Origin of the sequence: Kribbella pratensis, from assembly GCF_004366075.1 — a bacterium.
Taxonomy (GTDB): Bacteria; Actinomycetota; Actinomycetes; order Propionibacteriales; family Kribbellaceae; genus Kribbella; species Kribbella pratensis.
Genome location: NZ_SODU01000005.1, coordinates 518,097 through 541,568, shown reverse-complemented (window position 1 = coordinate 541,568; position 23,472 = coordinate 518,097). Strand labels below are relative to the sequence as shown.

At 68.5% G+C, this 23,472-nt stretch carries 23 protein-coding genes; 19 read left to right on the top strand and 4 right to left on the bottom strand.

From position 1 onward, the window contains the following. Positions 1-256: 256 nt before the first annotated feature. From rho to prmC, 4 genes are all read left to right on the top strand, one after another. Positions 257-2,485 carry a transcription termination factor Rho gene (gene rho / locus EV137_RS39170; RefSeq protein ID WP_134133182.1) on the top strand — a complete coding sequence of 743 codons (2,229 nt, stop codon included), beginning with the start codon at positions 257-259 and terminating at the stop codon, positions 2,483-2,485. Positions 2,486-2,596: 111 nt separating this feature from the next. Continuing rightward, positions 2,597-2,803: a 50S ribosomal protein L31 gene (gene rpmE, locus EV137_RS39165; RefSeq protein ID WP_130387310.1), complete on the top strand. Its 207-nt coding sequence runs from the start codon at positions 2,597-2,599 to the stop codon at positions 2,801-2,803. A gap of 205 nt (positions 2,804-3,008) precedes the next feature. Further along, positions 3,009-4,085, top strand: a complete 1,077-nt coding sequence (prfA, locus tag EV137_RS39160; RefSeq protein ID WP_134010622.1) for a peptide chain release factor 1 — start codon at positions 3,009-3,011, stop codon at positions 4,083-4,085. Further along, positions 4,082-4,909 carry a peptide chain release factor N(5)-glutamine methyltransferase gene (prmC, locus tag EV137_RS39155; protein WP_134133181.1) on the top strand — a complete coding sequence of 276 codons (828 nt, stop codon included), beginning with the start codon at positions 4,082-4,084 and terminating at the stop codon, positions 4,907-4,909. Before prfA ends, prmC begins: the two co-directional genes overlap by 4 nt. Before the next feature lie 107 nt (positions 4,910-5,016). Here the strand turns inward: prmC and EV137_RS39150 are convergent, their stop codons facing one another. The 4 genes from EV137_RS39150 to EV137_RS39135 are packed head-to-tail and all read right to left on the bottom strand — an operon-like array spanning position 5,017 to position 10,721. Beyond that, on the bottom strand, positions 5,017-5,904 hold the full coding sequence (locus EV137_RS39150; RefSeq protein WP_134133179.1) for an endonuclease/exonuclease/phosphatase family protein: 888 nt from the start codon (positions 5,902-5,904) through the stop codon (positions 5,017-5,019). Further along, complete coding sequence (locus EV137_RS39145) at positions 5,901-6,854, bottom strand: hypothetical protein (protein ID WP_238175857.1); 954 nt, start codon at positions 6,852-6,854, stop codon at positions 5,901-5,903. The genes EV137_RS39150 and EV137_RS39145 overlap by 4 nt, the downstream gene beginning before the upstream one ends. 19 nt (positions 6,855-6,873) lie before the next feature. After that, a complete protein-coding gene (locus EV137_RS39140; protein ID WP_134133178.1) occupies positions 6,874-9,681 on the bottom strand; it encodes an AfsR/SARP family transcriptional regulator in 2,808 nt (935 codons plus the stop codon). 17 nt (positions 9,682-9,698) lie between these two features. After that, a complete protein-coding gene (locus EV137_RS39135) occupies positions 9,699-10,721 on the bottom strand; it encodes an adenosine deaminase (protein ID WP_134133177.1) in 1,023 nt (340 codons plus the stop codon). A gap of 109 nt (positions 10,722-10,830) precedes the next feature. Here EV137_RS39135 and EV137_RS41705 point away from each other — a divergent pair, with 109 nt between their 5' ends. The 15 genes from EV137_RS41705 to EV137_RS39060 all read left to right on the top strand — a co-directional run bounded on the left by EV137_RS41705 (position 10,831) and on the right by EV137_RS39060 (position 23,465). Further along, complete coding sequence (locus EV137_RS41705; protein WP_238175856.1) at positions 10,831-11,820, top strand: L-threonylcarbamoyladenylate synthase; 990 nt, start codon at positions 10,831-10,833, stop codon at positions 11,818-11,820. Next, a complete protein-coding gene (locus EV137_RS39125) occupies positions 11,820-12,938 on the top strand; it encodes a glycosyltransferase family 4 protein (protein ID WP_133788037.1) in 1,119 nt (372 codons plus the stop codon). Before EV137_RS41705 ends, EV137_RS39125 begins: the two co-directional genes overlap by 1 nt. A 204-nt stretch (positions 12,939-13,142) precedes the next feature. Beyond that, positions 13,143-13,607, top strand: coding sequence for a Cg1360 family ATP-synthase-associated protein (locus tag EV137_RS39120; protein WP_134010632.1), 465 nt, complete (start codon positions 13,143-13,145; stop codon positions 13,605-13,607). A gap of 90 nt (positions 13,608-13,697) precedes the next feature. Continuing rightward, positions 13,698-13,913 (top strand): AtpZ/AtpI family protein, encoded by a 216-nt coding sequence (locus tag EV137_RS39115; protein WP_134010634.1) that lies wholly within the window; start codon positions 13,698-13,700, stop codon positions 13,911-13,913. Between the two features lie 130 nt (positions 13,914-14,043). Continuing rightward, entirely contained in the window at positions 14,044-14,826 is a 783-nt protein-coding gene (atpB, locus tag EV137_RS39110) for a F0F1 ATP synthase subunit A (RefSeq protein WP_134010636.1), read from the top strand. Between the two features lie 71 nt (positions 14,827-14,897). Continuing rightward, positions 14,898-15,122: an ATP synthase F0 subunit C gene (gene atpE, locus EV137_RS39105; protein ID WP_134010638.1), complete on the top strand. Its 225-nt coding sequence runs from the start codon at positions 14,898-14,900 to the stop codon at positions 15,120-15,122. A 30-nt stretch (positions 15,123-15,152) separates the two neighbouring features. Next, positions 15,153-15,725 carry a F0F1 ATP synthase subunit B gene (locus tag EV137_RS39100; RefSeq protein WP_134010641.1) on the top strand — a complete coding sequence of 191 codons (573 nt, stop codon included), beginning with the start codon at positions 15,153-15,155 and terminating at the stop codon, positions 15,723-15,725. Continuing rightward, entirely contained in the window at positions 15,725-16,522 is a 798-nt protein-coding gene (locus EV137_RS39095; RefSeq protein WP_134010643.1) for a F0F1 ATP synthase subunit delta, read from the top strand. Before EV137_RS39100 ends, EV137_RS39095 begins: the two co-directional genes overlap by 1 nt. Positions 16,523-16,613: 91 nt before the next feature. Continuing rightward, entirely contained in the window at positions 16,614-18,251 is a 1,638-nt protein-coding gene (atpA, locus tag EV137_RS39090; protein ID WP_134010645.1) for a F0F1 ATP synthase subunit alpha, read from the top strand. Between the two features lie 6 nt (positions 18,252-18,257). Beyond that, on the top strand, positions 18,258-19,169 hold the full coding sequence (locus tag EV137_RS39085) for a F0F1 ATP synthase subunit gamma (protein WP_134010647.1): 912 nt from the start codon (positions 18,258-18,260) through the stop codon (positions 19,167-19,169). A gap of 5 nt (positions 19,170-19,174) precedes the next feature. Further along, positions 19,175-20,629: a F0F1 ATP synthase subunit beta gene (atpD, locus tag EV137_RS39080; RefSeq protein ID WP_134010649.1), complete on the top strand. Its 1,455-nt coding sequence runs from the start codon at positions 19,175-19,177 to the stop codon at positions 20,627-20,629. Between the two features lies 1 nt (position 20,630). Next, positions 20,631-21,032, top strand: a complete 402-nt coding sequence (locus EV137_RS39075; protein WP_133788046.1) for a F0F1 ATP synthase subunit epsilon — start codon at positions 20,631-20,633, stop codon at positions 21,030-21,032. Between the two features lie 101 nt (positions 21,033-21,133). Beyond that, complete coding sequence (locus tag EV137_RS39070) at positions 21,134-21,565, top strand: DUF2550 domain-containing protein (RefSeq protein WP_134010651.1); 432 nt, start codon at positions 21,134-21,136, stop codon at positions 21,563-21,565. 62 nt (positions 21,566-21,627) lie between these two features. Then, on the top strand, positions 21,628-22,416 hold the full coding sequence (locus EV137_RS39065; RefSeq protein WP_134133176.1) for a helix-turn-helix transcriptional regulator: 789 nt from the start codon (positions 21,628-21,630) through the stop codon (positions 22,414-22,416). A 134-nt stretch (positions 22,417-22,550) separates the two neighbouring features. Further along, positions 22,551-23,465 (top strand): SDR family NAD(P)-dependent oxidoreductase, encoded by a 915-nt coding sequence (locus EV137_RS39060; protein WP_134133174.1) that lies wholly within the window; start codon positions 22,551-22,553, stop codon positions 23,463-23,465. The last annotated feature ends 7 nt before the right edge of the window (positions 23,466-23,472 follow it).

Sequence of the window (23,472 nt, the reverse complement as noted above, 5' to 3'; positions counted from 1 at the left end):
TAGTCTCGACTCACCCGATCCCCTCCAGGTGATCGGCGTGCTCTCGTCACGATCCGGGCTGTGCTCCCGGCACCCTGTGTTGTGTGGCGACCCTCCTGTGGATGTGACCTTGCGCCGCCTGCGTCGGAGATGTCCGGGGGGACTCAGATCGAACGAGAGACTCTTGTACACCACGTGCCCGTTGTGCGGCCGTGGGTGAATGAATTGGTCGATGAGCCGTGTCGGACATCGACGATCCGTGTGGGAAGGACCTCACGTGACAGAAACTGTTGAAGCCTCCGGTGGAGCTGACGCCGCGGTGACCACCGCGACGCGTCGCCGGAAAGCCGGAGGCGGCCTCGAGGGCATGCTGCTCCCCGAGCTCAAGCAGCTCGCCGGGACGCTCGGCATCAAGGGCACCGGCGCACTGCGCAAGGGCCAGCTGATCGAGGCGATCAAGGCCGCCCAGACCGGCGGGTCCGCCGGTTCTTCCGCGGGCGGCTCTACCAGCGGCTCGAAGGCGAAGGCGCGCTCGACGCAGCCGACGCTCGACGAGGCCGCCGAGGCGCCGGAGGCGAGGACCGCGGCGCCCGCGAAGCGCGAGGGCGGCAGCCGCCGGACCCGCGCCGCCGCCCAGAAGGACACGCCGCAGGACCCGCAGAACGACGCGACCACCGGCGCCACGCTGAACGGTGCTGCCCCCGAGGTCGCCGTCGAAGCGCCGGCCGCGAAGGTCGCCAAGCCGGAGACGGCTGCCCCGAACGGTGCCTCGAGTGATGCCCAGAGTGGTGCCGTCGAGCGGGTGGAGACCCGCACCGAGGAGGGCGCCGACGACCGTGGTGAGAGCCAGGGCCGCACCCGCGAGCGGAACCGCGACAACGCCCGCGAGCAGAACCGGGACACCAACCGGGACACGAACCGGGACAGCCGCGACGGCAGCCAGAGCCGCGACCGCAACCGCGACGCCGGCCAGACCCGCGAGCAGAACCGCGAGCAGAACCGCGAGCAGAACCGGGACACCAACCGGGACGGCCAGCGCGACGGCAACCGGGACGGCCAGCGTGACAGCAACCGTGATGGCAACCGTGACGGGAGCCGCGACGGCAACCGGGACAACCGCGGTGACAACCAGCGGAACCGTCAGGACCGTCAGGACCGGCAGGACCGGCAGGACGACCGGGGCGAGGAAGGCGAGGGCCGTCGCCGGCGCCGCCGGGGTCGCGACCGGGAACGCAACCGCGACGGCCAGCCCGCCGGCCGTGACGGTGGCCGCGACAGCGGTCGCGACTCCAGCCGCACCCGCGGCCGCGGCGAGCGGTACGACACCGAGCCGACGATCAGCGAGGACGACGTACTCGTCCCGGCCGCCGGCATCCTCGACGTACTCGACAACTACGCCTTCGTCCGGACCAGCGGCTACCTGCCGGGCCCGAACGACGTGTACGTCGCGCTCTCGATGGTCAAGCGCTACGGCCTGCGCAAGGGTGACGCGATCACCGGTGCGGTGAAGCAGCCGCAGGAGGGCGAGCGCAAGGAGAAGTTCAACCCGCTGGTCCGGATCGACACCGTGAACGGCGCCGACCCGGAGATCGCCAAGCAGCGGCAGGACTTCAACAAGCTCACTCCGCTGTACGCGACCGAGCGGCTCCGCCTGGAGACCGAGCCGGGCGTGCTGACCACGCGGATCGTCGACATCGTCAGCCCGATCGGCAAGGGCCAGCGCGGCCTGATCGTCTCGCCGCCGAAGGCCGGTAAGACGATGGTGCTGCAGGCGCTCGCGAACGCGATCACCACGAACAACCCCGAAGTACACCTGATGGTCGTGCTGGTGGACGAGCGGCCCGAAGAGGTCACCGACATGCAGCGCACGGTCAAGGGTGAGGTCATCGCCTCGACCTTCGACCGCCCGGCCGACGACCACACCACGGTCGCGGAGCTGGCGATCGAGCGCGCGAAGCGGCTGGTGGAGCTCGGCCACGACGTCGTCGTCCTGCTGGACTCGATCACCCGGCTCGGCCGCGCGTACAACATCGCGGCACCGGCCAGCGGCCGGATCCTGTCCGGTGGTGTGGACTCGTCCGCGCTGTACCCGCCGAAGCGGTTCTTCGGCGCGGCCCGCAACATCGAGGACGGCGGCTCGCTGACCATCCTCGCCACCGCGCTGATCGAGACCGGCTCGAAGATGGACGAGGTGATCTTCGAGGAGTTCAAGGGCACCGGCAACATGGAGCTGCGGCTGCGCCGCGAGTTCGCCGACCGGCGGATCTTCCCGGCCATCGACGTGGTCGCCTCCGGCACCCGCCGCGAGGAGCTGCTGATGTCCAAGGACGAGACCCAGGTGGTCTGGAAGCTGCGCCGGGTGCTGTCCGCGCTCGACGGGCAGGCCGCGCTGGAACTGCTGATCGGCAAGCTCAAGGAGAGCAAGTCGAACATCGAGTTCCTGCTCCAGGTCAACAAGACCACTCCGTCGACCGGCAGCAACCACAGCACCACCAACGGCGACTGAGCTACCTCGATTACCGGTTTGCCGCCTTCGGGTGGCAAACTGGTACGTCGGTTCCGGTTCACGCTCGCACCGTGCGGGCGACCCGGGGCACCTGAAACCTAGGAGACTGTCTTGAAGAGCGACATCCACCCGACGTACGTCGACACCACGGTGACCTGTACCTGTGGCGCCACGTTCACGACGCGCTCCACCGCGGAGAACGGCGTGATCCACGCCGACGTGTGCTCGCAGTGCCACCCCTTCTACACCGGCAAGCAGAAGATTCTCGACACCGGTGGCCGGGTGGCCCGCTTCGAGAAGCGGTACGCCAAGAAGTAGCTTCCTTACCGCGCGCCGGTTCCGCATCCTTGCGGGACCGGCGCGCGGTTTTTCAGTTCAGTAGCCCGAAAGCAGGTCATGGGGCCTCCCGGTCTGGACTGAGGAGCGCAGGGAGCGAAGCGACTGGAGCGACGAGGGAAGACCGGGAGTCGAGCCCCATGACCACGCCGGTGCCGAAGACCCGGCCGAAAGCAGAGAGTGCGAGATGTTCGAGGCAGTCGAGACGCTGAAGGCGGAGTACGCCGAGCTGGAGCGGCAGATGTCGGAGCCGGAGCTGCACTCCGACCAGGCCAACGCCCGCCGGGTTGGTAAGCGGTACGCCGCGCTGGCCCCGGTGGTCCGTACGTACGACGAGTGGTTGCAGACCGGGGACGACATCGAGGCCGCGCGCGAGCTGGCCCACGAGGACCCGGCGTTCGCCGAGGAGGCGGTCCGGCTGACCGCGCGGCGTGAGGAGCTCGCCGAGCGCCTGCAGACGCTGCTCGTCCCGCGGGACCCCAACGACGACAAGGACGCGATCCTCGAGATCAAGGCGGGTGAGGGCGGCGACGAGTCCGCGCTGTTCGCCGGCGACCTGCTGAAGATGTACCTGAAGTACGCCGAGTCGCAGAACTGGAAGACCGAGGTGCTCGACTCGGCCGAGTCCGACCTCGGCGGGTACAAGTCGATCACGGTCGCGGTGAAGGCGAAAGGTACGCCGGAGCCGGGCGAGGCGCCGTACGCGAAGCTGAAGTTCGAGGGCGGCGTGCACCGGGTCCAGCGGGTGCCGGTCACCGAGTCGCAGGGGCGGATCCACACGTCCGCGGCCGGCGTACTGGTGCTGCCGGAGGCCGAGGACGTCGACGTCGAGATCGACCAGAACGACCTGCGGATCGACGTGTTCCGGTCGTCCGGTCCGGGTGGGCAGAGCGTGAACACGACCGACTCCGCGGTCCGGATCACGCACCTGCCGACCGGCATCGTGGTCTCGATGCAGAACGAGAAGTCGCAGCTGCAGAACCGTGAGCAGGCGATGCGGGTCCTGCGTGCCCGCCTGCTGGCCGCGGCGCAGGAGGCGGCCGACCAGGAGGCGTCGGACGCCCGGCGGTCGCAGATCCGGACCGTCGACCGTTCGGAGCGGGTCCGCACCTACAACTTCCCGGAGAACCGCTTCTCCGACCACCGCGTCGGTTACAAGGCGCACAACCTCGACCAGGTCCTCGGCGGCGACCTGGCGCCGGTGATCCAGGCCTTGACCGAGGCCGATCTGGCCGCGCGGCTCGAGGCCGTCGATTCGCAGTGAGCACCAAGGCTCTGGTCTCCGAGGCGGCGGCGCGGCTGCGGGAGGCGGGGGTTGCCTCGCCCGATTTCGACGCCGCCGATCTGCTGGCCTTCGTCACCGGTTCCAGCCGGCTGAACCTGCGTGAACCGACGCCTGACCAGCAGGTTCAGTACGACGCCTTGATCGCGCGGCGGGCTGCTCGGGAGCCGTTGCAGCATCTGACGGGTACGGCGGCATTCCGGTATCGGGAGTTGGCGATCGGGCCCGGGGCGTTCGTGCCGCGACCGGAGACCGAGGTCATGGTCGGGTGGATCCTGGAGCGGATCGCCGGCGTTCGCGATCCGTTGGTGGTCGACCTGTGCAGCGGGTCCGGGGCGATCGCGGGCGCGATCGCGACCGAGCGTCCGGACAGCACAGTTCACGCGGTCGAGCTGTCGCCGGACGCGGTGGTGTGGGCTCGCCGCAACCTGGAGGGCACAGGGGCGATCCTGCACGAGGGCGATATCGACGGGTGCCTGCCGGAGCTCGACGGTCAGGTGGACGCGGTGATCTCCAACCCGCCGTACATCCCGTTGACCGCGTGGGAATCCGTGACGGCCGAGGTCCGTGACCACGACCCGGCGCTTGCGCTCTGGTCCGGTGACGACGGCCTCGACGAGATCAAGGTGGTCGCCGCGACCGCAGGCCGGCTGCTCAAGCCAGGCGGCTGGTTCGCCTGCGAACACGCCGACGTCCAGGGCGAATCAGCCCCCGCCATCTTCGCCGCCACCGCCCTCTTCACCGAAGTCCGCGACCACCCAGACCTGTCCGCCCGCCCCCGCTTCACCACCGGCCGCCGCATCTGAATCGGCAGCTCGACAGGAGGTGTCGGATACCGACGTCATCCCGCACGCCTGAGCGAGCCGCGTCGAGCCCGCAGTGGACGTATACGTACTGTCGAGCTGCAGAGGTATCACCGGGTGACGCCGTGGCGGCCTGCTCCGCGGGCGGAGCGTGCCGGCGGTCTGGCTAGGTCCTGTTCGCGGATGCGGCCGATCGGCTGTGTCTCGGGGTGTCGGCGTGTGAGTTGGCAGGCGACCGGGAAGTGGTCGGCGCCGGGCAGCTGTGCGACCTTGACGTCGCGCGCGACCAGGTCGGGGGTGGAGAACAGGCGGTCGATCGACCGGCCGTCCGGGGTGGTGACGGGCGGCGGGTCGCCGAACGCGTCGACCAGGCCGAGCGTCTCGCCGAAGAACTCCCGTGGATTCGGCATGTTCAGATCACCCGCCACCACCGCCCGACGAACACCGCGCGCCGCCAGCTCCTGCCGCAGGTACGCCGTCATTTGCGCACCGAACTCCCGCCCAGGGCCCTCGCGATACGTGTACTCGACCCCTGAGGCGCTCCGGAACATGTGGATCGGACACACCTGTCCGCCCACGAGATCGACCTCGCCGAGCGCCCCGAAGTCACCCCGCGCGACCAGGAACCCCTTCGGATGCGGGTCCATCGGCTCACCGGTCCGCCAGTGCAGGAAGTCGATCGACGGGTTCGGCAGGTCGATCCGCTCCAGCTCGGTCAGCGGGTACGTCGACGCGATCCCCACCCCCAGCCGCCCCACGCCAGGGATGTGCGAGTCCGAGAACCCGTGCCGCACGTGGTGCACCTTCCGACCCGGCATGGCTGCCGCGGTCAGCCGTTCGAGCTGATCGCTGTCCGGGTCCAGCTCGGTCACGATCAGCACATCCGGCTGCAGCCCCGCGAGCGCCTGCCCGAAGTCCGCCGTACGGTCGGCAGTGTCGTAACCGTCGGGGCCGACCAACCGGCCGCCGGCGACGTTGGCGAAGGCGATCGAGATCATTCGTAGACCACCAGTTCTGGGCGGGGTTTCAGGGCCAGGACCTGGGCCGGGGTCATCAAGGGTCCGTGGCGGGCGTCCTCGGTGTAGAAGAGTTTGAAGCCGGCGTGGACCGACGGTGGGAGCGCCGTGGTGAGTTTGGTCCAGGTCTTGAGCTTGTCCGTGCGCGCACCGATCCCGTCGACGGACTTGATCGTCACGACTCCGGGATGCGGCTTCAGTGCCTTCTCGTCGGTGACGATCCGCGGCGACAGCTGATGGAACACGAACACCTTCTCCGGCAGGCCGTTCGCCCGCACCAGTCCCGAGAGGTACGCCGCGATGCTGTCGAGCTCCGCGCCCGTCGTGTGCCCGAACACCCGGCCGGGCACCTGAGTCGGTCCGACCGCCCACTCAGGGTCGAACGCCAGCCCGACGTCCGGTTCCTTCAGCCACCGCTCCAGCCGTTTCACCTCGGGCAGGACCTTCGCCCGCCCCGGCTGGATGTCGAGCAGCAACAGCATCTTGTGCTTCCGAGCGACCGCCAGGTACCGCTCGATCTTCGCGTCGTCCAGCCGCCCGCGGTACATCCCGTCCTTGCCGCGCGACCCCTTCGCGACAACGGCGATCAGCTCCATCACCGGCAGCGGTGTCCGCCCTGCTGCGTAAGCACGTGACAGCTTGTCCAGCTTGGCCGCCTTCGCCTCCAGGTCCTTGTCCAGCGGCCCCAGCGCAGGCGAGCCCGGCAGTCCGACGTACGCGACCAGCCGGTACTTCGGGAAGATCACTCGTCCGCCCCGCGGGAGCCCGTTCGGTGCTGGTGGGGGAGTGGGGGTGGAATGCGGCGTCGTCGTTGTCGTCGTCGAGGGAGGAGGCGGCGGCGCGGCCGGTGCGGGCTTGTCGTCGCTGCAGGCCACCAGACCCAGCAGTACGACGGGCAGTACGACGGCCAGCGCCCCACAGACTTTCCGCACCGCACCAGCCAATCACACCTCAAGCGGCAGCGGTGGTCCGCTCGAGTCCACTGGCTGCTCGCTGCACCATCGACTCCGGTCCCTCCTCGAGTGCTAGCTCCAGTGCCCGCGCAAAGTGCGGTCGTGCCTGTGCCGGATCGCCCTTCGCCAGCAGCGTCTCGGCCAGCCGCAGGTACGCGTTCTGCTGCGACTGCTTCGAATCGCTCTCCAACGCCAGCTCCAGCGACCGGCGTCCGACGTCGATCGCCTCGGCCCACTGGTGCTGCCGCGCGTACGCCGTACCCAGGAACGCGTACGTGTAGATGAGGCTGTAGTCCGCACCCCGCTCCACCCCAAGGTCCCTGGCCGTCGTCAGCGCCGCGACAGCATCGTCCACGCGGTCCAGCTCGAGCAGGCATTCACCGATCCCGTTCAGCACCTCTCCCCGTACGGCGGGATCACCCAGCTCCAGTGATTCCTCGTACGCCGACAGTGCCCGAGTGAACTCACCGCGGTCGCCGTACGTCACCCCGAGGTACGCCAGCACCCGCGACGCGATGCCGGCCTCACCAGCCTGCCGGGCGACCTTCAACGCTTCATCGAGTACGCCGAGCGCCTCGTCGTCGGGATGCAGCTTCGCGAGGCTGTAGCCGATCGACGCGAGCAACCGTGCCCGCAACGCCGGGTCCGCGTCCTGCGGCAGCCGGTCGCGTGCGTCCTGCAGTGTCCGCAGACTCGCCTCGGCGCCGCGCCGGTAACGCCCGAGGCTGCCGATCGACAGCAGCACCCGTGCCTCTACCGACGCGTCCGGAGCGGCACGCAGCGCGAGCTCCAGCGCCTCGTCCATCTCGTAGACCCGCCCGCGCTGGAAGAAGCAGGACGCCACGGCCAGACCGAGCCGCCACGCGTGTTCCGACGCACCACTCGACTCGGCGAACCGGATCGTCGCCAGCACGTTCGCACCCTCGGTGTCGATCCACTCCAGGCCGTCGGACGCCGACGTGAACTCAGGCAACCGCACCGGCACCGGCTCCGGCAGTGGCTGCAGTTGGCTGCTGAAGATTGCCGTACTCGCGGCTGCGGTCGCGTAGAGGTAGTAGTCGAGCAGACGGCGTACTGCGTCTGGCTCGGGGTCGAGGGTGCGCGCGTACTGTCGCAGCAGGTCGTGGAACTGGAAACGGCCAGGACGTAGCTGCAGCACCAGGTTGGCGTCTACGAGCTGTTCCAGCAGGTCCTCCGCGTCAACCGCGTCCACATCGGCCAGCGCCGCAGCGGCGTACATGTCGACGTCCTGACCGGTCATCGCACCGAGCAGACGGAACAAGCGCTGCTGCTCAGACGGCAGATGCTCGTAGGACAAGGCAAACGCGGGGGAGACGCCACCACTGTCAGTGCTGAGCTCCGCCAGCCGCCTGTCCTCGGCGGCGAGTCGTTTGCTGAGGTGCTCGATCGTCCAGCTCGGCCGATGCCGCAGCCGCGAACCAGCCACCCTGATCGCCAACGGCAGGTGACCGCACTGGCTGACCACCTGTGCCGCCGCAGCTGTGTCACCGGCACGGTCTGGTCCGACGATCTCCGCCAGCAGTTCCCGTGCGTCCTCAGGCCGCAGCACGTCGAGCGCCACCCGAGCAGTCGCGTCCAGACCGGTCAGCTGCCGCCGACTGGTCACCAGTACGCCACACTGCGGGCTCCCGGCCAGCAACGGCCGTACTGCGGCACTGTCGGGCGCATTGTCAAGTACTACGAGGATGCGTCGGCCTGCCAACTCAGAACGCCACAGTGCGGCCCGCTCTTCGAGGTCAGCGGGGATGCGGTCCGCCGGCACGGACAGCGTGCGCAGCAAGCGATCCAAGGCCTGCAGAGCCGACACCGGCTCGTTGCCGGGCGTGTAGCCGTGCAGGTCGATGAAGAGCCGTCCGTCCGGGTACACGTCCGCCAGTTGACGGGCCGCGCGTACGGCGAGCGCAGTCTTGCCGACACCCGCCATACCGTCGATCGCAACGACCGCAGGTCCTGGGGTGCGCAGTGCGTCGACGACTTGGGTCAGTACGTCGTCACGGCCGACGAACGCCGCACCGTCGTACGGCAGCTCGTCGCGGAGCACCGGACGGGCAATCGGCTCGTCGTTGCGCAGAATGCGTTCATGGATCGCCCGGAGCGCCGGACCGGGCTCTACGCCGAGCTGCTCGACCAGTTCCTCGCGTGTCCGGGTGTAGGTGTCGAGCGCCTCGGAACTCCGGCCGCTGCGCCAGTACGCCAGCATGAGCTGTCCGGCGAACTGCTCACGCAGGCGATCAGCCTCGACCAGCGCGACCAGCTCCGGCACCAGGTCGCCGTACCGGCCGCGCTCCAGGTCCAGATCGATCCGCTCCGCCAGCACCTTCAGCCGGCGTTCCGTCAGGCGGTGCCGCTCGACGGCGACGTAGTGCCCGGGCAGGCCGCTCAACGGCTCACCCTTGAACAACGCAAGGGCTTCCGACAGCTTCGCCGCCGCTTCGTCGAGGTCGTCCGTCGCATGCGCGGCGCTGACGAGACGCTCGAACCTGGTCAGGTCGAGCGCGTCCGGCGCGAGCCGCAGGCTGTACCCGTCCCGCGAGCTGACCAGCACGTCCTTCGGCAGCAACTGCCGCAGCCGATACGCGTACGTCGGAACGATCCGGGTCCCGCTGCTCGGCGGCGCGTCGTTCCACACCAGCTCGACCAACTCGTCGGCCGGCACCACCTGGTTCGGACGGAGCGCCAGCACCGCCAGAAAGGCCTGCTGGCGCAGCGGTCCGAGCTCCAGCCGGCGATCGCCCGACCAGCCGCGCAGAGGACCCAGCAGGTCGAGCCTCAGGTCCTCTGTCACGCAAGACAGTCTGTCAGCTACACCGCGTTCGCACCTAGATAGGTGTCGATCTCGGACAGCAGGGCCGACTTCACCGAGTCCTCGGCGAAGGACACCCGGACAGCGGTCTTGGCCAGCTCGCCGACCCCGGCCTCGTCCAGGTCGAGCAGCCGCGCCGCGACGGCGTACTCGTTCGTGAGGTCGGTGCTGAACATCGGCGGGTCGTCGGAGTTGATCGTGACGACCAGTCCGGCGTCGACCATCGCGCGCAGTGGGTGCACGTCGTACGACGCGACCGCGCGGGTGGCGATGTTGGACGTCGGGCTGACCTCCAGCGGGATCCGGTGCTCGCCGAGGTAGTCGACCAGCGCCGGGTCCTGCATCGTCGACGTACCGTGGCCGATCCGCTCGGCCTTCAGCAGCCGCACCGCGTCCCAGATCGTCTCCGGACCGGTCGTCTCACCCGCGTGCGGGACGCTGCGCAGCCCGGCCGCGACCGCCGCCTCGAAATGCGGCTGGAACTGCGGCCGCGGTACGCCGATCTCCGGCCCGCCGAGCCCGAACCCGACCAGGCCCTCCGGCCGGATCTTGGTCGCGATCCGCAACGTCTCGTCGGCGGCCGGGATCCCTGCCTCACCGGAGATGTCGAAGATCCACCGCAGCACCAGGCCGAACTCCTTCTCGGCCGCGACCCGCGCGTCCTCGATCGCCTCGCAGAAGGCCTCGGCGGCGATCCCGCGGATCACCGAGGTGTACGGCGTGACGGTCAGCTCGGCGTACCGCAGGTTCTGCCCGGCCATCTCGCGGGCGATCTCGTAGGTCAGCAGCCGGACGTCCTCGGGCGTCTTGATCAGCTCGACGACCGACAGGTAGATGTCGATGAAATGGGCGAAGTCGCTGAACTTGAAGTACTCCGCCAGCAACCCCGGATCGGCCGGCACCGGCGACTCGGGGTGCCGGGCGGCGAGCTCGGCGACGATCCGCGGCGACGCGGACCCGACGTGGTGGACATGCAGCTCGGCCTTCGGCAACCCGGCAAGGAACTCGTGCGACACAGTCATGGTCGGGATCCTAAGGATTGCGGCGGGCGATTGGCGCGGAAGCTGACAATCGTTTGTCAGTAACGACCCGGTTAGGGCCGGGGCGTGCGTGAGTGGCACGATTCACTCCGTGAGTGAGCGCTTCGACTTCACCGGGGACGAACTGGCACCGGCGTACCGCGCAGCGGTGGACGCCATCGAGGCCGGGGACCTGGTCGTGCTGCCGACCGACACCGTGTACGGAATTGCCGCCGACGCCTTCAAGGCCGACGCGGTCCAGCGGCTGCTGGACGCCAAGGGACGCGGCCGGGACATGCCGCCGCCGGTGCTGATCTCGGTGGTGGAGTCGCTCGACGCGCTCGCCACCGATGTGCCGGACAACGGCCGCAAGCTCTGCGAGGAGTTCTGGCCGGGGCCGCTGACCGTGATCTGCCACGCGCAGACGTCGCTGATGTGGGACCTGGGGGAGACCCAGGGCACGGTCGCGCTCCGCGTACCGGATCACGAGAACACCCGCGAGCTGCTGTCGCGGACCGGGCCGCTCGCGGTCAGCTCCGCGAACAAGTCCGGACAGCCGGCGGCGCTGGACGTGTACGACGCCGAGGAGCAACTGGGTGAGTCGGTCGCCGTGTACCTCGACGGCGGCGAGGCGACCGGCGGACAGCCGTCAACCATCGTCGACCTCACCGGCGACACCCCCCGCGTGGTCCGCGTCGGCGCCCTCACCGTCGAACAACTCCGGGCCGTGGTCCCCGAGGTAACCGGCGAATCCGCCGAGCCTTCCGCCGAACCCGACGAGAAGCCGGACGAAACGCCCACCGAAACGCTCGACGAGAAGGCGGACGAAACGCTCGCCGAGAAGGCGGACGAGCCGCTCGAGGAGAAGGCGGACGAGACGCTCGAGGAGAAGGCGGACGAGCCGCTCGAGGAGAAGGCGGACGAGACGCTCGACGAGAAGGCGGACGAGACGCTCGACGAGAAGGCGGACGAGAAGGCCGAGGACAAGGTCGACAAGGTCGAGGACAAGGTCGAGGAGACAGCGGGGCCAACTGAGGAGTCGGTTGTGGCGTCCAAGGAGGACGAGGTCAAGACCGATCCCGATGTGAGGCCTGCCGACTAGTGCGCGAGTACCTGCTGGTCCTGTTCGTGGCGATGGCCACGACCTTCCTGCTGACCGGCGTCGCCCGGCAGATCGCGTTGCGGTACGGCGCGGTCGCCAAGGTCCGGGCCCGGGACGTGCACAAGGTCCCGATCCCGTACTTCGGCGGCCTGTCCATCCTCGGCGGCCTGATCGCCGGCTTCGCGGTCGCCTCGAGCCTGCCGTTCCTCGGCAACAGCCTGCAGGTCGCGCACGACGCCCGGGCGATCCTGGTCGGCGGCGTGGTGATCTGCGCGGTCGGCGTGGTCGACGACCTGTACGAGCTGGACGCGATCACCAAGCTGGCCGGCGAGGTGCTCGCGGTCGGCGTACTCGTTGTCCAAGGCATCCAGTTGTACTGGCTCCCGCTGCCCGGCGGCGTGATCTCGCCGTCGCCCGCGCAGCTCGCCGTCCTGACCGCGGGCATCCTGCTGGTGTCCTGCAACGCGGTGAACTTCGTCGACGGCCTGGACGGTCTCGCGGCCGGCGTCACCGCCATCGGCGCGACCGCGTTCTTCGTCTACTCGTACCTGCTGAACGTCCACGAGAACCTCGACCGCGCCACCACGTCGACCCTGATCACGGTCGCGCTGGCCGGCGCCTGCCTCGGCTTCCTGCCGCACAACTTCTTCCCCGCAAGGGTTTTCATGGGCGACTCCGGCGCCCTGCTGATCGGCCTGATGCTGGCCGCGTCGACGATCAGCCTGACCGGCCAGATGGACCCGAACGCGGTCCCGTACGAGGTCGGCGGCTCCAGCCTGCTGCCCGCGCTGCTGCCGCTGGTGCTGCCGATCGCCATCCTCGCGATTCCCGCGCTGGACCTGACGATGGCCTATGTACGCCGTACCAAGGCCGGCCGCTCGCCGTTCGCCGCGGACAAGCAGCACCTGCACCACCGCCTGATGCAACGCGGCCACTCGCACCGCCGGGCCGTCCTGCTGATGTACCTGTGGACCGCCTTGATCGCGTACGGCGTGGTGGTTCTGGGCCTCGTCCTCACCTGGTGGACGGCCCTCCTCGTCCTGGCTGTCGCGGTCACCGCGGTCCTGCTCACGACCGGTCTGCCGAGACGATCCGGGAAACCGCTCGCCAAAGTCTGAGTCCCCGCTGAGAGGGACCAGACCACTCGTCGGTGTGGCCTACCGATAGGGTGTGGCTGTACAGCGGCAGGGACCTCGTTTTGCTGACCATGCAGACTTTGTGCTAGTTTTCACAAGCACCAGCAAAGAACAGCGACACCCCTGACCCCGCCCACCCGACGAGCTGGCCGCGAGACCAGCACGCCAGCAGGACGGAACCACCAGATGGCTCCTACGGCCCACAGCCCGAAAATCGCCGGACAAGCGACCAAGCACCCGGCGTTGGCGATGCTGCGTGGCGCTCTGGTCGCCGCGTTGGTGGTCGGTGTGAACGCCGCCGCCGTGTCCACCGTCGCCGCCGGAGTTCCCGGCCTCCTGGGTGCGGTGCTGGGACTGCTGACGGTCGTCGTGTTCTCCGGCGCCGGCCTGGTCGCGCTGCACCTTTCCCGCAAGACGTCTCCGACCATGCAGCTCGCCGTCGCGATGGCGTCGTACACCGGCCGGATCGCGATCTTCGGCGGTCTGCTCGCGCTCGCGCTGAACTCGGACGGCCTGGCCAGGCACGTGAATCTGACCGTGCTCGGCCTGGTTGCCATGGTCGTCGTGATGGGCTGGATGGCCGGCGAGATCTGGGCCTGGTCCCGGCTCCGCGTGCCGATCTACGACCTCGACAAGGAGGTGACGGCGTGAGCACGTTGGGTAGCGCTATCCCTGCTGTGGTGGAGATTACCGGGGCCGATGTGACCGTCGATGTCACCAACTGGTACGTTTCGGGTGCCAATGAGCGAGCATCAGGATCCGAAGCCATCACCCCCGAATTCGGGCGACGGCTGGCGGGTCCTGTCCTACTTGATCGGCGGTGTCCTGGTCTACGGGGGCATCGGCTTCGGGCTGGATCGCCTCTTCGGCACCGAATTCTTGCTTCCGGTGGGCATCGTCCTCGGTGCCGGGCTCACCATCTTGTTGTTGCACTTCCGGTACGGGTCGCGGTCCTGACCTCGGATGTGATCCCTATGATCTCGACCGGGTCTGACGTTGTTGACCGCCCCCTGAGCTGCACTGCCCTGAGCCGCCCTGCCCCTGAATTCCAGGCGTCCGACTTGAGCACGACGCGAGAGGAGACCCGGTGACCGCCGGCGTTCCGACCGAGTTCATCCCACCCGGTCCACAGAACTTCGAGACCCCCCCGATCATCCACGGTGTCGACTGGTTCACCAAGCCCGTGCTGGTGGCCGCGCTGTCCGTCGTGGTGATCCTCTGGTTCTTCTGGGGTGCGTCCCGCAAGGCCGCCATCGTGCCGAGCAAGCTGCAGTTCGCCGGCGAGCTCGGCTACAACTTCGTCCGGAACTCGATCGCCCGGGACGCGATCGGCAGCGCGGACTACATGAAGTTCGTGCCGTACCTGACCGGCCTGTTCTTCTTCATCCTGCTGAACAACGTCGCCGCGACGATCCCGCTGATCCAGTTCCCGACGTTCAGCCACATCGGCTGGGCGTACGTGGCCGCGATCATGAGCTGGGTCATCTACAACGCGGTCGGGATCAAGAAGAAGGGCCTGTGGGGCTACTTCAAGCACCAGACCATGCCGGCCGGTGTGCCCGTGTGGCTGATGCCGCTGATGATCCCGATCGAGTTCATCTCGAACATCCTGGTCCGGCCGATCTCGCTGAGCCTGCGGTTGTTCGCGAACATGTTCGCCGGTCACATCCTGCTGCTGGTGTTCGTGCTCGGCGGCGAGTACATGGTCTTCGAGTCCGGCAGCATCGCGATCGGCGGTGTCGGCATCATCACCTTCCTGATGGCGCTGGCGATCGCCGGGCTGGAGCTGTTCGTCCAGGCCATCCAGGCCTACATCTTCGTCGTCCTCACCGCGCAGTACATCGGCAGCGCGATCGCCGACGAGCACTGACCCGCACCACCCAGACCCGTAGTAACGGAAACCCGGATAGTCCTTATCCGTACCGAAAGGAACACACTGCAATGACTGCTCTCGAGATCTCCGGCGACATCGCAGTCCTGGGCTACGGCCTCGCCGCGATCGGCCCGGGCGTGGGCGTCGGTCTGATCTTCGCTGCCGTCATCAACGGCACCGCGCGTCAGCCCGAGGCTCAGAGCAAGCTGCAGTCGATCGCGTGGATCGGCTTCGGCGTCACCGAGGTGCTCGCGATCATCGGTATCGCCCTCGCCTTCGTGTTCAAGGGCTGACCCCTTCCCCCTGACTGACAGGACCCAGACATGCTGACGTTACTTCTGCCGCTGACAGAGGCCGCGGACGAGGCGCCGAGCCCGCTGCTGCCGCACACGGCTGAGATCATCTTCGGTTTCGTCTTCCTGGTCCTCTTGGCCATCGCCTTCGCCAAGGTCGTGGTACCGAAGTTCGAGAAGGCGTACGCCGATCGGACCGCGGCGATCGAAGGCGGGATGAACGAGGCCAAGGCGGCCCAGGCCGAGGCGAAGGCGGCTTTGGACAAGTACAACGCGCAGCTGGCCGAGGCCCGGCAGGAAGCTGCGAAGATCCGCGAGGACGCCCGCGAGCAGGGCGCCCAGATCATCGCGGAGATGCGCGAGCAGGCGAACGCCGAGGCCGAGCGGATCGTCACCCACGCCCGCGCGCAGATCGACGCCGAGCGGACGCAGGCGGTGGCCTCGCTGCGCGGTGAGGTCGGCACGATGGCGACCACGCTGGCCGGCCGGATCGTCGGCGAGTCGCTCGAGGACGAGGCCCGGCAGCGCCGGACCGTCGAGCGGTTCCTGGCCGAGCTGGAATCCTCGGAGTCCGCCCGTCAGGCTGTCGGAACGGACGGCTGATGCGCGGCGCGTCGAACGATTCACTCGCCCGGGCCGAGCAGGCCCTGGCGAGTGCGACCCCGGCCGAAGGCCTGGGTGGCGAGCTGTTCTCGATCGCCAAGCTGCTGGACGGCAGCGGCGCGCTCCGGCGCGCCCTGACCGACCCGGCGCGGCCGGCCCGGACCAAGTCCGCACTGGCCGAGCAGTTGTTCGGCGGCAAGATCTCCCCCCAGGCGTTGGAGATCCTGTCCGTCGCGGTGTCCGGTCGCTGGGTCAGCGGCCGGGACCTGGGTAACGCCCTGGACCAGCTGAGTGTCGAGGCCGAGGTGGCCTACGCCGACACCCGGCGGAAGCTGGACGAGGTCGAGGACGAGCTGTTCCGGCTCGACCGGGTGGTCTCCGCCGAGCGTGCCCTGGCCGAGAAGCTGGGCGACCGGGGCATCCCGGCCGAGCACCGGCAGGAGCTGATCCGCGGCCTGCTGCAGGGCAAGGCCGACGCCACCACGATGCGGCTCGCCGAGCGGGCCGTGGACGGCCGCGGCCGCTCCTTCGCGGCGTCGATGCGGTCCTACCAGGTCGCCGCGGCGGCCCGGCGGAACGCCAGCATCGCGACCGTGCGGGTGGCCACCGACCTGACCGAGGCGGAGCGCACCCGGCTCGCGGCGGCGCTCGGCCGGCAGTACGGCCGGGACATCCAGCTGAACGTGATCGTCGACAGAGGTGTGGTCGGCGGCGTCCGGGTGGACATCGGCGACGAAGTGATCGACGGAACCATCGCGGCCAAGCTCGACGACGCGCAACGGCGCATCGCGGGCTGAACCCCCTTAACGACATACAGCGGCGCTAAGGGTCGGGAAAGCCTCTTAGAGCCACAACAGGCCAGCAAGGGTCAAGGAAGCAGGAAACACAATGGCTGAGCTCACGATCAGGCCGGAGGAGATCCGGGACGCCCTGGATCGGTTCGTCACCGAGTACCAACCGGCCGACACCGCCGCCGAAGAGGTCGGCACCGTGGTCGACGCGGGTGACGGTATCGCGCACGTCGAGGGCCTGCCCTCGGTGATGACCAACGAGCTGCTCGAGTTCGAGGACGGCACCCGGGGTATCGCGCTGAACCTCGACGTCCGCGACATCGGTGTCGTCGTCCTCGGTGAGTTCGACGGGATCGAGGAGGGCCAGCAGGTCCGCCGTACCGGTCAGGTGCTGTCGGTGCCGGTCGGTGAGGGCTATCTCGGCCGGGTCGTCGACCCGCTGGGCAAGCCGATCGACGGCCTCGGCGAGATCCAGGGCATCGAGGGCGACCGCGCGCTCGAGCTCCAGGCCGCCGGCGTGATGCAGCGCCAGGAGGTCCGCGAGCCGCTGCAGACCGGTATCAAGGCGATCGACGGCATGATCCCGATCGGCCGTGGCCAGCGCGAGCTGATCATCGGCGACCGCAAGACCGGTAAGACGGCGATCGCGGTCGACACGATCATCAACCAGAAGGCGAACTGGGAGTCCGGCGACCCGAAGAAGCAGGTCCGCTGCATCTACGTCGCCATCGGCCAGAAGGGCTCGACGATCGCGTCGGTCCGCGGCGCGCTCGAAGAGGCCGGCGCGATGGAGTACACCACCATCATCGCCTCCCCGGCGTCCGACCCGGCCGGCTTCAAGTACGTCGCGCCGTACACCGGCTCGGCGATCGGCCAGCACTGGATGTACCAGGGCAAGCACGTGCTGATCGTCTTCGACGACCTGACCAAGCAGGCCGAGGCCTACCGCTCGATGTCGCTGCTGCTGCGCCGCCCGCCGGGCCGCGAGGCGTACCCGGGTGACGTCTTCTACCTGCACAGCCGCCTGCTCGAGCGCTGCGCGAAGCTGTCCGACGAGCTCGGCGCCGGGTCGATGACCGGTCTGCCGATCATCGAGACCAAGGCCAACGACGTGTCGGCGTTCATCCCGACCAACGTCATCTCGATCACCGACGGCCAGATCTTCCTGCAGTCCGACCTGTTCAACGCCAACATCCGGCCGGCCATCGACGTCGGTATCTCGGTCTCCCGGGTCGGCGGCGCCGCGCAGGTCAAGGGCATGAAGAACGTGTCCGGCTCGCTGAAGATCGACCTGGCGCAGTTCCGCGCGATGGAGGCCTTCGCGATGTTCGCGTCCGACCTGGACGCCACCTCGCGGCGCCAGCTCGACCGCGGTCAGCGCCTGGTGCAGCTGCTCCGTCAGCCGCAGTACTCGCCGTACCCGGTCGAGGACCAGATCGTCTCCATCTGGGCCGGCACCAAGGGCCACTTCGACGAGGTACCGGTGGACGACGTGCTCCGCTTCGAGCGGGACTTCCTGGACTACCTGCGCCGCGAGAGCAAGGTGCTCGACGCGATCCGTGAGTCCGGGCTGTTCGGCGACGACGAGGCACAGGCCGTCACCGAGGCGCTGGCGGCGTTCAAGCCGACGTTCCAGACCTCCGAGGGCACGCTGCTCGGCACCGAGGCGGAAGCCGAGGCGATGGACGAGGGCGACGTGGAGCAGGAGCAGATCGTCAAGCAGAAGCGGGGCTGATCGACCGTGCCAGCCAATCTGCGGGAGCTTCGCGATCGCAAGGCCTCGGTCTCGACGATCAAGAAGCTCACCCGGGCGATGGAGCTCATCGCGGCGTCCCGGATCGTCAAGGCGCAGCAACGCGCCCAGGCGGCCGGTCCGTACGCGCGTGAGCTCACCCGCGCCGTGTCGGCGGTGGCGACGTTCTCGAACGTCGACCACCCGCTGACCACCGAGAAGGAGAACCCGCGCCGTGCCGCGGTGCTGCTGATCACCTCCGACCGCGGTCAGGCCGGTGCGTACTCGGCCAACGTGATCCGCGAAGGGGAGCGGCTGAACCAGCTGCTCCGCGAGGAAGAGAAGCAGATCGTCCCGTACGTCAGCGGCCGCAAGGGCATCGCGTACTACACGTTCCGGCAGCGCGAGATCGCGCAGTCGTGGTCCGGTGACTCCGACAACCCGAGCTTCGCCCGGGCCAGGGAGATCGCCGACGCGCTGATCGAGGCCTTCCTGACCCCGACCGAGGAGGGCGGCGTGGACGAGATCCACATCGTCTTCACCCGGTTCGTGTCGATGCTCACCCAGCGCGCGGACGTGATCCGCCTGCTGCCGCTGGAGGTCGTCGAGGGCGAGGAAGCACCGGCGGCCGACGACGTACTGCCGCTGTACGAGTTCGAGCCGTCGGCCGAAGAGGTGCTCGACGGACTGCTGCCGAAGTACGTCGCCAGCCGCATCCACTACTGCATGCTGCAGGCGGCGGCGTCCGAGCTGGCCAACCGCCAGCGGGCGATGAAGTCGGCGACGGACAACGCGCAGGACCTGATCGAGCAGCTCACGCGGGATCTGAACCAGGCCCGCCAGGCCCAAATTACCCAGGAAATCAGCGAGATCGTCGGCGGCGCGAGCGCGCTGGCCGACGCGAACGCCGGGAGCGAGTGAGAGAGATGACTGCCACGGTTACCGAGAAGAACAACGAGGCGGGTGCCACCGGCATCGGTCGCGTCGCCCGGGTGATCGGCCCGGTCGTCGACGTCGAGTTCCCAGCGGACGCGATGCCGGACATGTACAACGCGCTCGAGGTGGACATCACCCTGGGCGACCTCACCCAGACGATCACCCTCGAGGTGGCGCTGCACGTCGGCGACAACATCGTCCGGGCGATCTCCATGAAGCCGACCGACGGCCTGGTCCGCGGCACCGAGGTGCGTGACACCGGCGCGGCGATCTCCGTGCCGGTCGGTGACGTCACCAAGGGCCGCGTGTGGTCCGTGACCGGCAAGTGCCTGAACCAGGACGAGTCCGAGTTCGAGATCGCCGAGCGCTGGCCGATCCACCGCAAGGCGCCGGCCTTCGACCAGCTCGAGTCCAAGACCGAGATGCTCGAGACCGGTATCAAGGTGCTCGACCTGCTCACGCCGTACGTGCAGGGTGGAAAGATCGGCCTGTTCGGCGGTGCGGGTGTCGGCAAGACCGTTCTGATCCAGGAGATGATCTACCGGATCGCCCACAACTTCGGTGGTACGTCGGTGTTCGCCGGCGTCGGTGAGCGGACCCGTGAGGGCAACGACCTCATCACCGAGATGGAAGAGGCCGGCGTCTTCAAGGACACCGCGCTGGTCTTCGGTCAGATGGACGAGCCGCCGGGCACCCGGCTGCGCGTCGCCCTGTCGGCCCTCACGATGGCGGAGTACTTCCGCGACGTGAAGGAGCAGGACGTGCTGCTCTTCATCGACAACATCTTCCGGTTCACCCAGGCCGGTTCCGAGGTCTCCACGCTGCTCGGCCGGATGCCGAGCGCGGTCGGTTACCAGCCGAACCTGGCCGACGAGATGGGCGTGCTGCAGGAGCGGATCACGTCGACCCGGGGTCACTCGATCACCTCGATGCAGGCGATCTACGTGCCCGCGGACGACTACACCGACCCGGCGCCGGCGACCACGTTCGCGCACCTCGACGCGACCACCGAGCTCTCCCGTGACATCGCGTCGCGTGGTCTGTACCCGGCCGTCGACCCGCTGACCTCGACGTCGCGGATCCTCGACCCGCAGTACATCGGCCAGGAGCACTACGACGTGGCCGTCCGGGTGAAGCAGATCCTGCAGAAGAACAAGGAACTGCAGGACATCATCGCCATCCTCGGTGTCGACGAGCTCTCCGAAGAGGACAAGATCACCGTCGCGCGGGCGCGCCGGATCGAGCAGTTCCTCTCCCAGAACACCTACATGGCGGAGAAGTTCACCAACATCCCGGGCTCCACGGTGCCGCTGAAGGACACCATCGAGTCCTTCAAGAAGATCACCGAAGGCGAGTGCGACCACATCGCCGAGCAGGCGTTCTTCAACGTCGGTTCGCTCGACGACGTCGAGCGCAAGTGGGCCGAGCTGCAGAAGGAAAACTGAGATGGCCGACGATTCCGCGAAGCACCTCGAGGTAGCCCTCGTCGCGGCGGAGCGGACGGTCTGGCAGGGGCAGGCGAAGATCGTCATCGCCCGCACCACTGACGGTGACGTCGGTATCCTGCCCGGCCACGCGCCGTTGCTGGGCCTGTTGCAGGGCGGCACCGTCCAGGTGCGGACCGTCGACGACGAGTACTTCGTCGCGGCCGCGCCGGACGGGTTCATCTCGGTGGCGAACGACCGGGTCTCGATCCTGGCCGAGAACGCCGAGATGGGTCACGACATCGACCTCGAAGAGGCGCGTCGCGAGCTCGATCAGGCGCTGGCGGCCGGCCTGGCCGACGCCGACGCCGACGAGGTGCGACTCGCCGAGGCCAGGGTCCGGGCCGCCGAGCAGACGTCGTAACCCGACCTGCCATAATCGAATATCGTCATTGACAGCACGGTTTCTCCGGGGTGCCCGGGGCAAGTACCGAACACGGGCACCGGAAATGGGGTCGGCAAGGTATGAGGACAGTCCTCGACGTCATCGGGGTCTGTCTGCTTGCCGCCGTACTGTTCATCGTTCTTGTCGCGTTCCGCCGTCGCTGGTTGTCCAGGGACGGCGGAACTTTTGATTGCAGCCTGCAACTCGCGGAGAAGGAACACGGCCGCGGCTGGGCGCTCGGGCTGGCCCGCTACGTCGGCGACGACCTGCAGTGGTTTCGCGTCTTCAGCCTCGCCTGGTGGCCGAAACTCGTCGTCAACCGCCGCCAGCTCGAAGGCGTGACCACCCGCCGCCCGATGGGCAACGAGCCTCTGGTCACGTACGCCGGCCACGTCATCGTCGACGCCGACCTCCGCGACCGCACCGTCCATTTCGCCATGACCGAAGAAGCCCTCACCGGCGTCCTGGCCTGGATGGAATCCGCCCCACCGAGCACCCAGACCTACCTGTAACCCGCTCGTCGTAGGAGTGTCAGGGCCACGATAACGAGCTCGTGGACGAGCACACTGGAGTGGTGGAAGCGTGGGAGTTCGGTCGTGCGGTACGTCGGTGGCGCGACCGGGTCACGCCCGGCGCGGTGGGTCTGCCGCCGGGCAGCCGTCGCCGCGCGACCGGGCTGCGGCGAGAAGAGCTCGCCGGGTTGGCGGGTATTTCGACCGACTACCTGACCCGGTTGGAGCAAGGCCGGGCGACGTCTCCGTCGCCGCAAGTGGTCGAGGCGCTGGGTCGGGCGCTGCGGGTCTCCGATCCAGAGCGTGACCTGCTCTTCGAGCTGGCCGGGCTTTCGGCGCCGGGCCCGGACGTCGTGCCGTCGCGGATCAGTGCCAGCGTCCAGCGACTGCTCGATCGGGTGGCGGACACACCGGTGGCCGTGTACGACGCGACGTGGACGCTCCTCGCCGCGAATACGCCGTACGACGCGTTGATGGGCGAGACGACCGCGTGGCACGGACTCGAGCGGAACGCGCTGTGGCGAAACTTCGTCGGTCCTGGTACTCGGGTCGTCCATTCGCCGGAGGAGAAGGCGGAGCTGCTGGCCGGGCAGGTGGCCGACCTGCGCCGGACCGCGGCGCGCTACCCGGCGGACCGCCAGTTGCGCACGCTGGTCCGCGAGCTCGCCGCGAACAGTCCACATTTCGCCGACCTCTGGGCGCGGGACGAGCCGGAGCCACACTCCGAGCCGTCGAAGCGGAAAGTGGTCGACCATCCGGCCGTCGGGGCGATCGCTCTCGACTGCGACGTGCTGTTCGTCGCCACTGACGATGTGCGGCTCATGATGTACACCGCCGAGCCGGGTACCTAGGACGCGGAGCGCCTGGCCCTTGCCGTCGTCCTCGGCACCCAGCAGTTGGTGGAGTGAGCGCCGGTCCTGGCCCTGGCAGTCCTACGAAAACCGGACGACTGTTCGAGCGCTGACCACCGACCGAGACTCGTCGTATGACAGCGCAGAACGCATCGTGGATCATCACCGGGCCGACGTCCGGGATCGGCCGACGTACCGCCCTCGAACTCGCCGCGTACGGCACCGTCGTGCTCGTCGGACGCGATCCGGTCAAGCTCACCGTGGTCGAGCAACAGATCGAGGCGAGCGGCGGACACGCGGTTCCGGTCGTCGCCGACTTCTCCGACATCGAGAGCGTACGGCGCGCTGCCGAGGAGATCGTTGCCCTCGACCTGCCGATCACCGGCGTGCTCAACAACGCCGGTGTCTTTCCACTCGAGAGCCGCACATCGCCGCAGGGCTGGGACCTGACCTACGCGACCAACCACCTCGGCCCGTTCGCCTTCACCGAGGCGCTGGCGCCGCACCTGCCGGATGGCGCCAACGTCGTGTTCGTCTGCTCCGGCGTCGAGGACCCTGAGCGCCGTCCTGCCGTCATGGCCGGCTTTCGTGGCGCACGTTATCTCTCGGCGGAGGCGAGTGCCCGAGGCGAGTGGAAACCGGGCGGCGCCTCGCGACAGGGTCTTGACGCCTACGCGACCTCCAAGCAGGGCAACCTCGCCACGGTGCTGGCATTCGCACGGGAGATGCCGCGACTGCGCTTCAACGCGGTCGAGCCCGGCTTCAGCCCCGGCAGCGGCCTCGGTCGCGACGCCGGTCGTGTGCTGGTGTTCGTGTCGAGGTACGTCCTCTCACCGCTGGCGCCGATGATCAAGTACTGGAGCACGCCCAAGCGTGCTGCTCGAGTGATCACCGACGTACTGACCGCGGACTCCGACGCGTCGGGCGTCTACTACGACGAGCGCGGCAAGCCCATGCTCGGCTCAACGCAGGTCCGCGATCCCGCGTTCAGCGATCGCGTCGTAGCCGAGACCCGCGCCCTACTCGCCACCATCCCGTCCACTCGGTAGTTGCGGT

Excerpts from the sequence above, each read along its gene's own strand:
- prfA (WP_134010622.1), top strand. The coding sequence starts at position 3,009 with ATGTTCGAGGCAGTCGAGACGCTGAAGGCGGAGTACGCCGAGCTGGAG.
- EV137_RS39150 (WP_134133179.1), bottom strand. The coding sequence starts at position 5,904 with ATGATCTCGATCGCCTTCGCCAACGTCGCCGGCGGCCGGTTGGTCGGC.
- EV137_RS39135 (WP_134133177.1), bottom strand. The coding sequence starts at position 10,721 with ATGACTGTGTCGCACGAGTTCCTTGCCGGGTTGCCGAAGGCCGAGCTG.
- EV137_RS39120 (WP_134010632.1), top strand. The coding sequence starts at position 13,143 with ATGGCTCCTACGGCCCACAGCCCGAAAATCGCCGGACAAGCGACCAAG.
- EV137_RS39115 (WP_134010634.1), top strand. The coding sequence starts at position 13,698 with ATGAGCGAGCATCAGGATCCGAAGCCATCACCCCCGAATTCGGGCGAC.
- atpE (WP_134010638.1), top strand. The coding sequence starts at position 14,898 with ATGACTGCTCTCGAGATCTCCGGCGACATCGCAGTCCTGGGCTACGGC.
- EV137_RS39100 (WP_134010641.1), top strand. The coding sequence starts at position 15,153 with ATGCTGACGTTACTTCTGCCGCTGACAGAGGCCGCGGACGAGGCGCCG.
- EV137_RS39095 (WP_134010643.1), top strand. The coding sequence starts at position 15,725 with ATGCGCGGCGCGTCGAACGATTCACTCGCCCGGGCCGAGCAGGCCCTG.
- atpA (WP_134010645.1), top strand. The coding sequence starts at position 16,614 with ATGGCTGAGCTCACGATCAGGCCGGAGGAGATCCGGGACGCCCTGGAT.
- atpD (WP_134010649.1), top strand. The coding sequence starts at position 19,175 with ATGACTGCCACGGTTACCGAGAAGAACAACGAGGCGGGTGCCACCGGC.
- EV137_RS39075 (WP_133788046.1), top strand. The coding sequence starts at position 20,631 with ATGGCCGACGATTCCGCGAAGCACCTCGAGGTAGCCCTCGTCGCGGCG.
- EV137_RS39070 (WP_134010651.1), top strand. The coding sequence starts at position 21,134 with ATGAGGACAGTCCTCGACGTCATCGGGGTCTGTCTGCTTGCCGCCGTA.
- EV137_RS39060 (WP_134133174.1), top strand. The coding sequence starts at position 22,551 with ATGACAGCGCAGAACGCATCGTGGATCATCACCGGGCCGACGTCCGGG.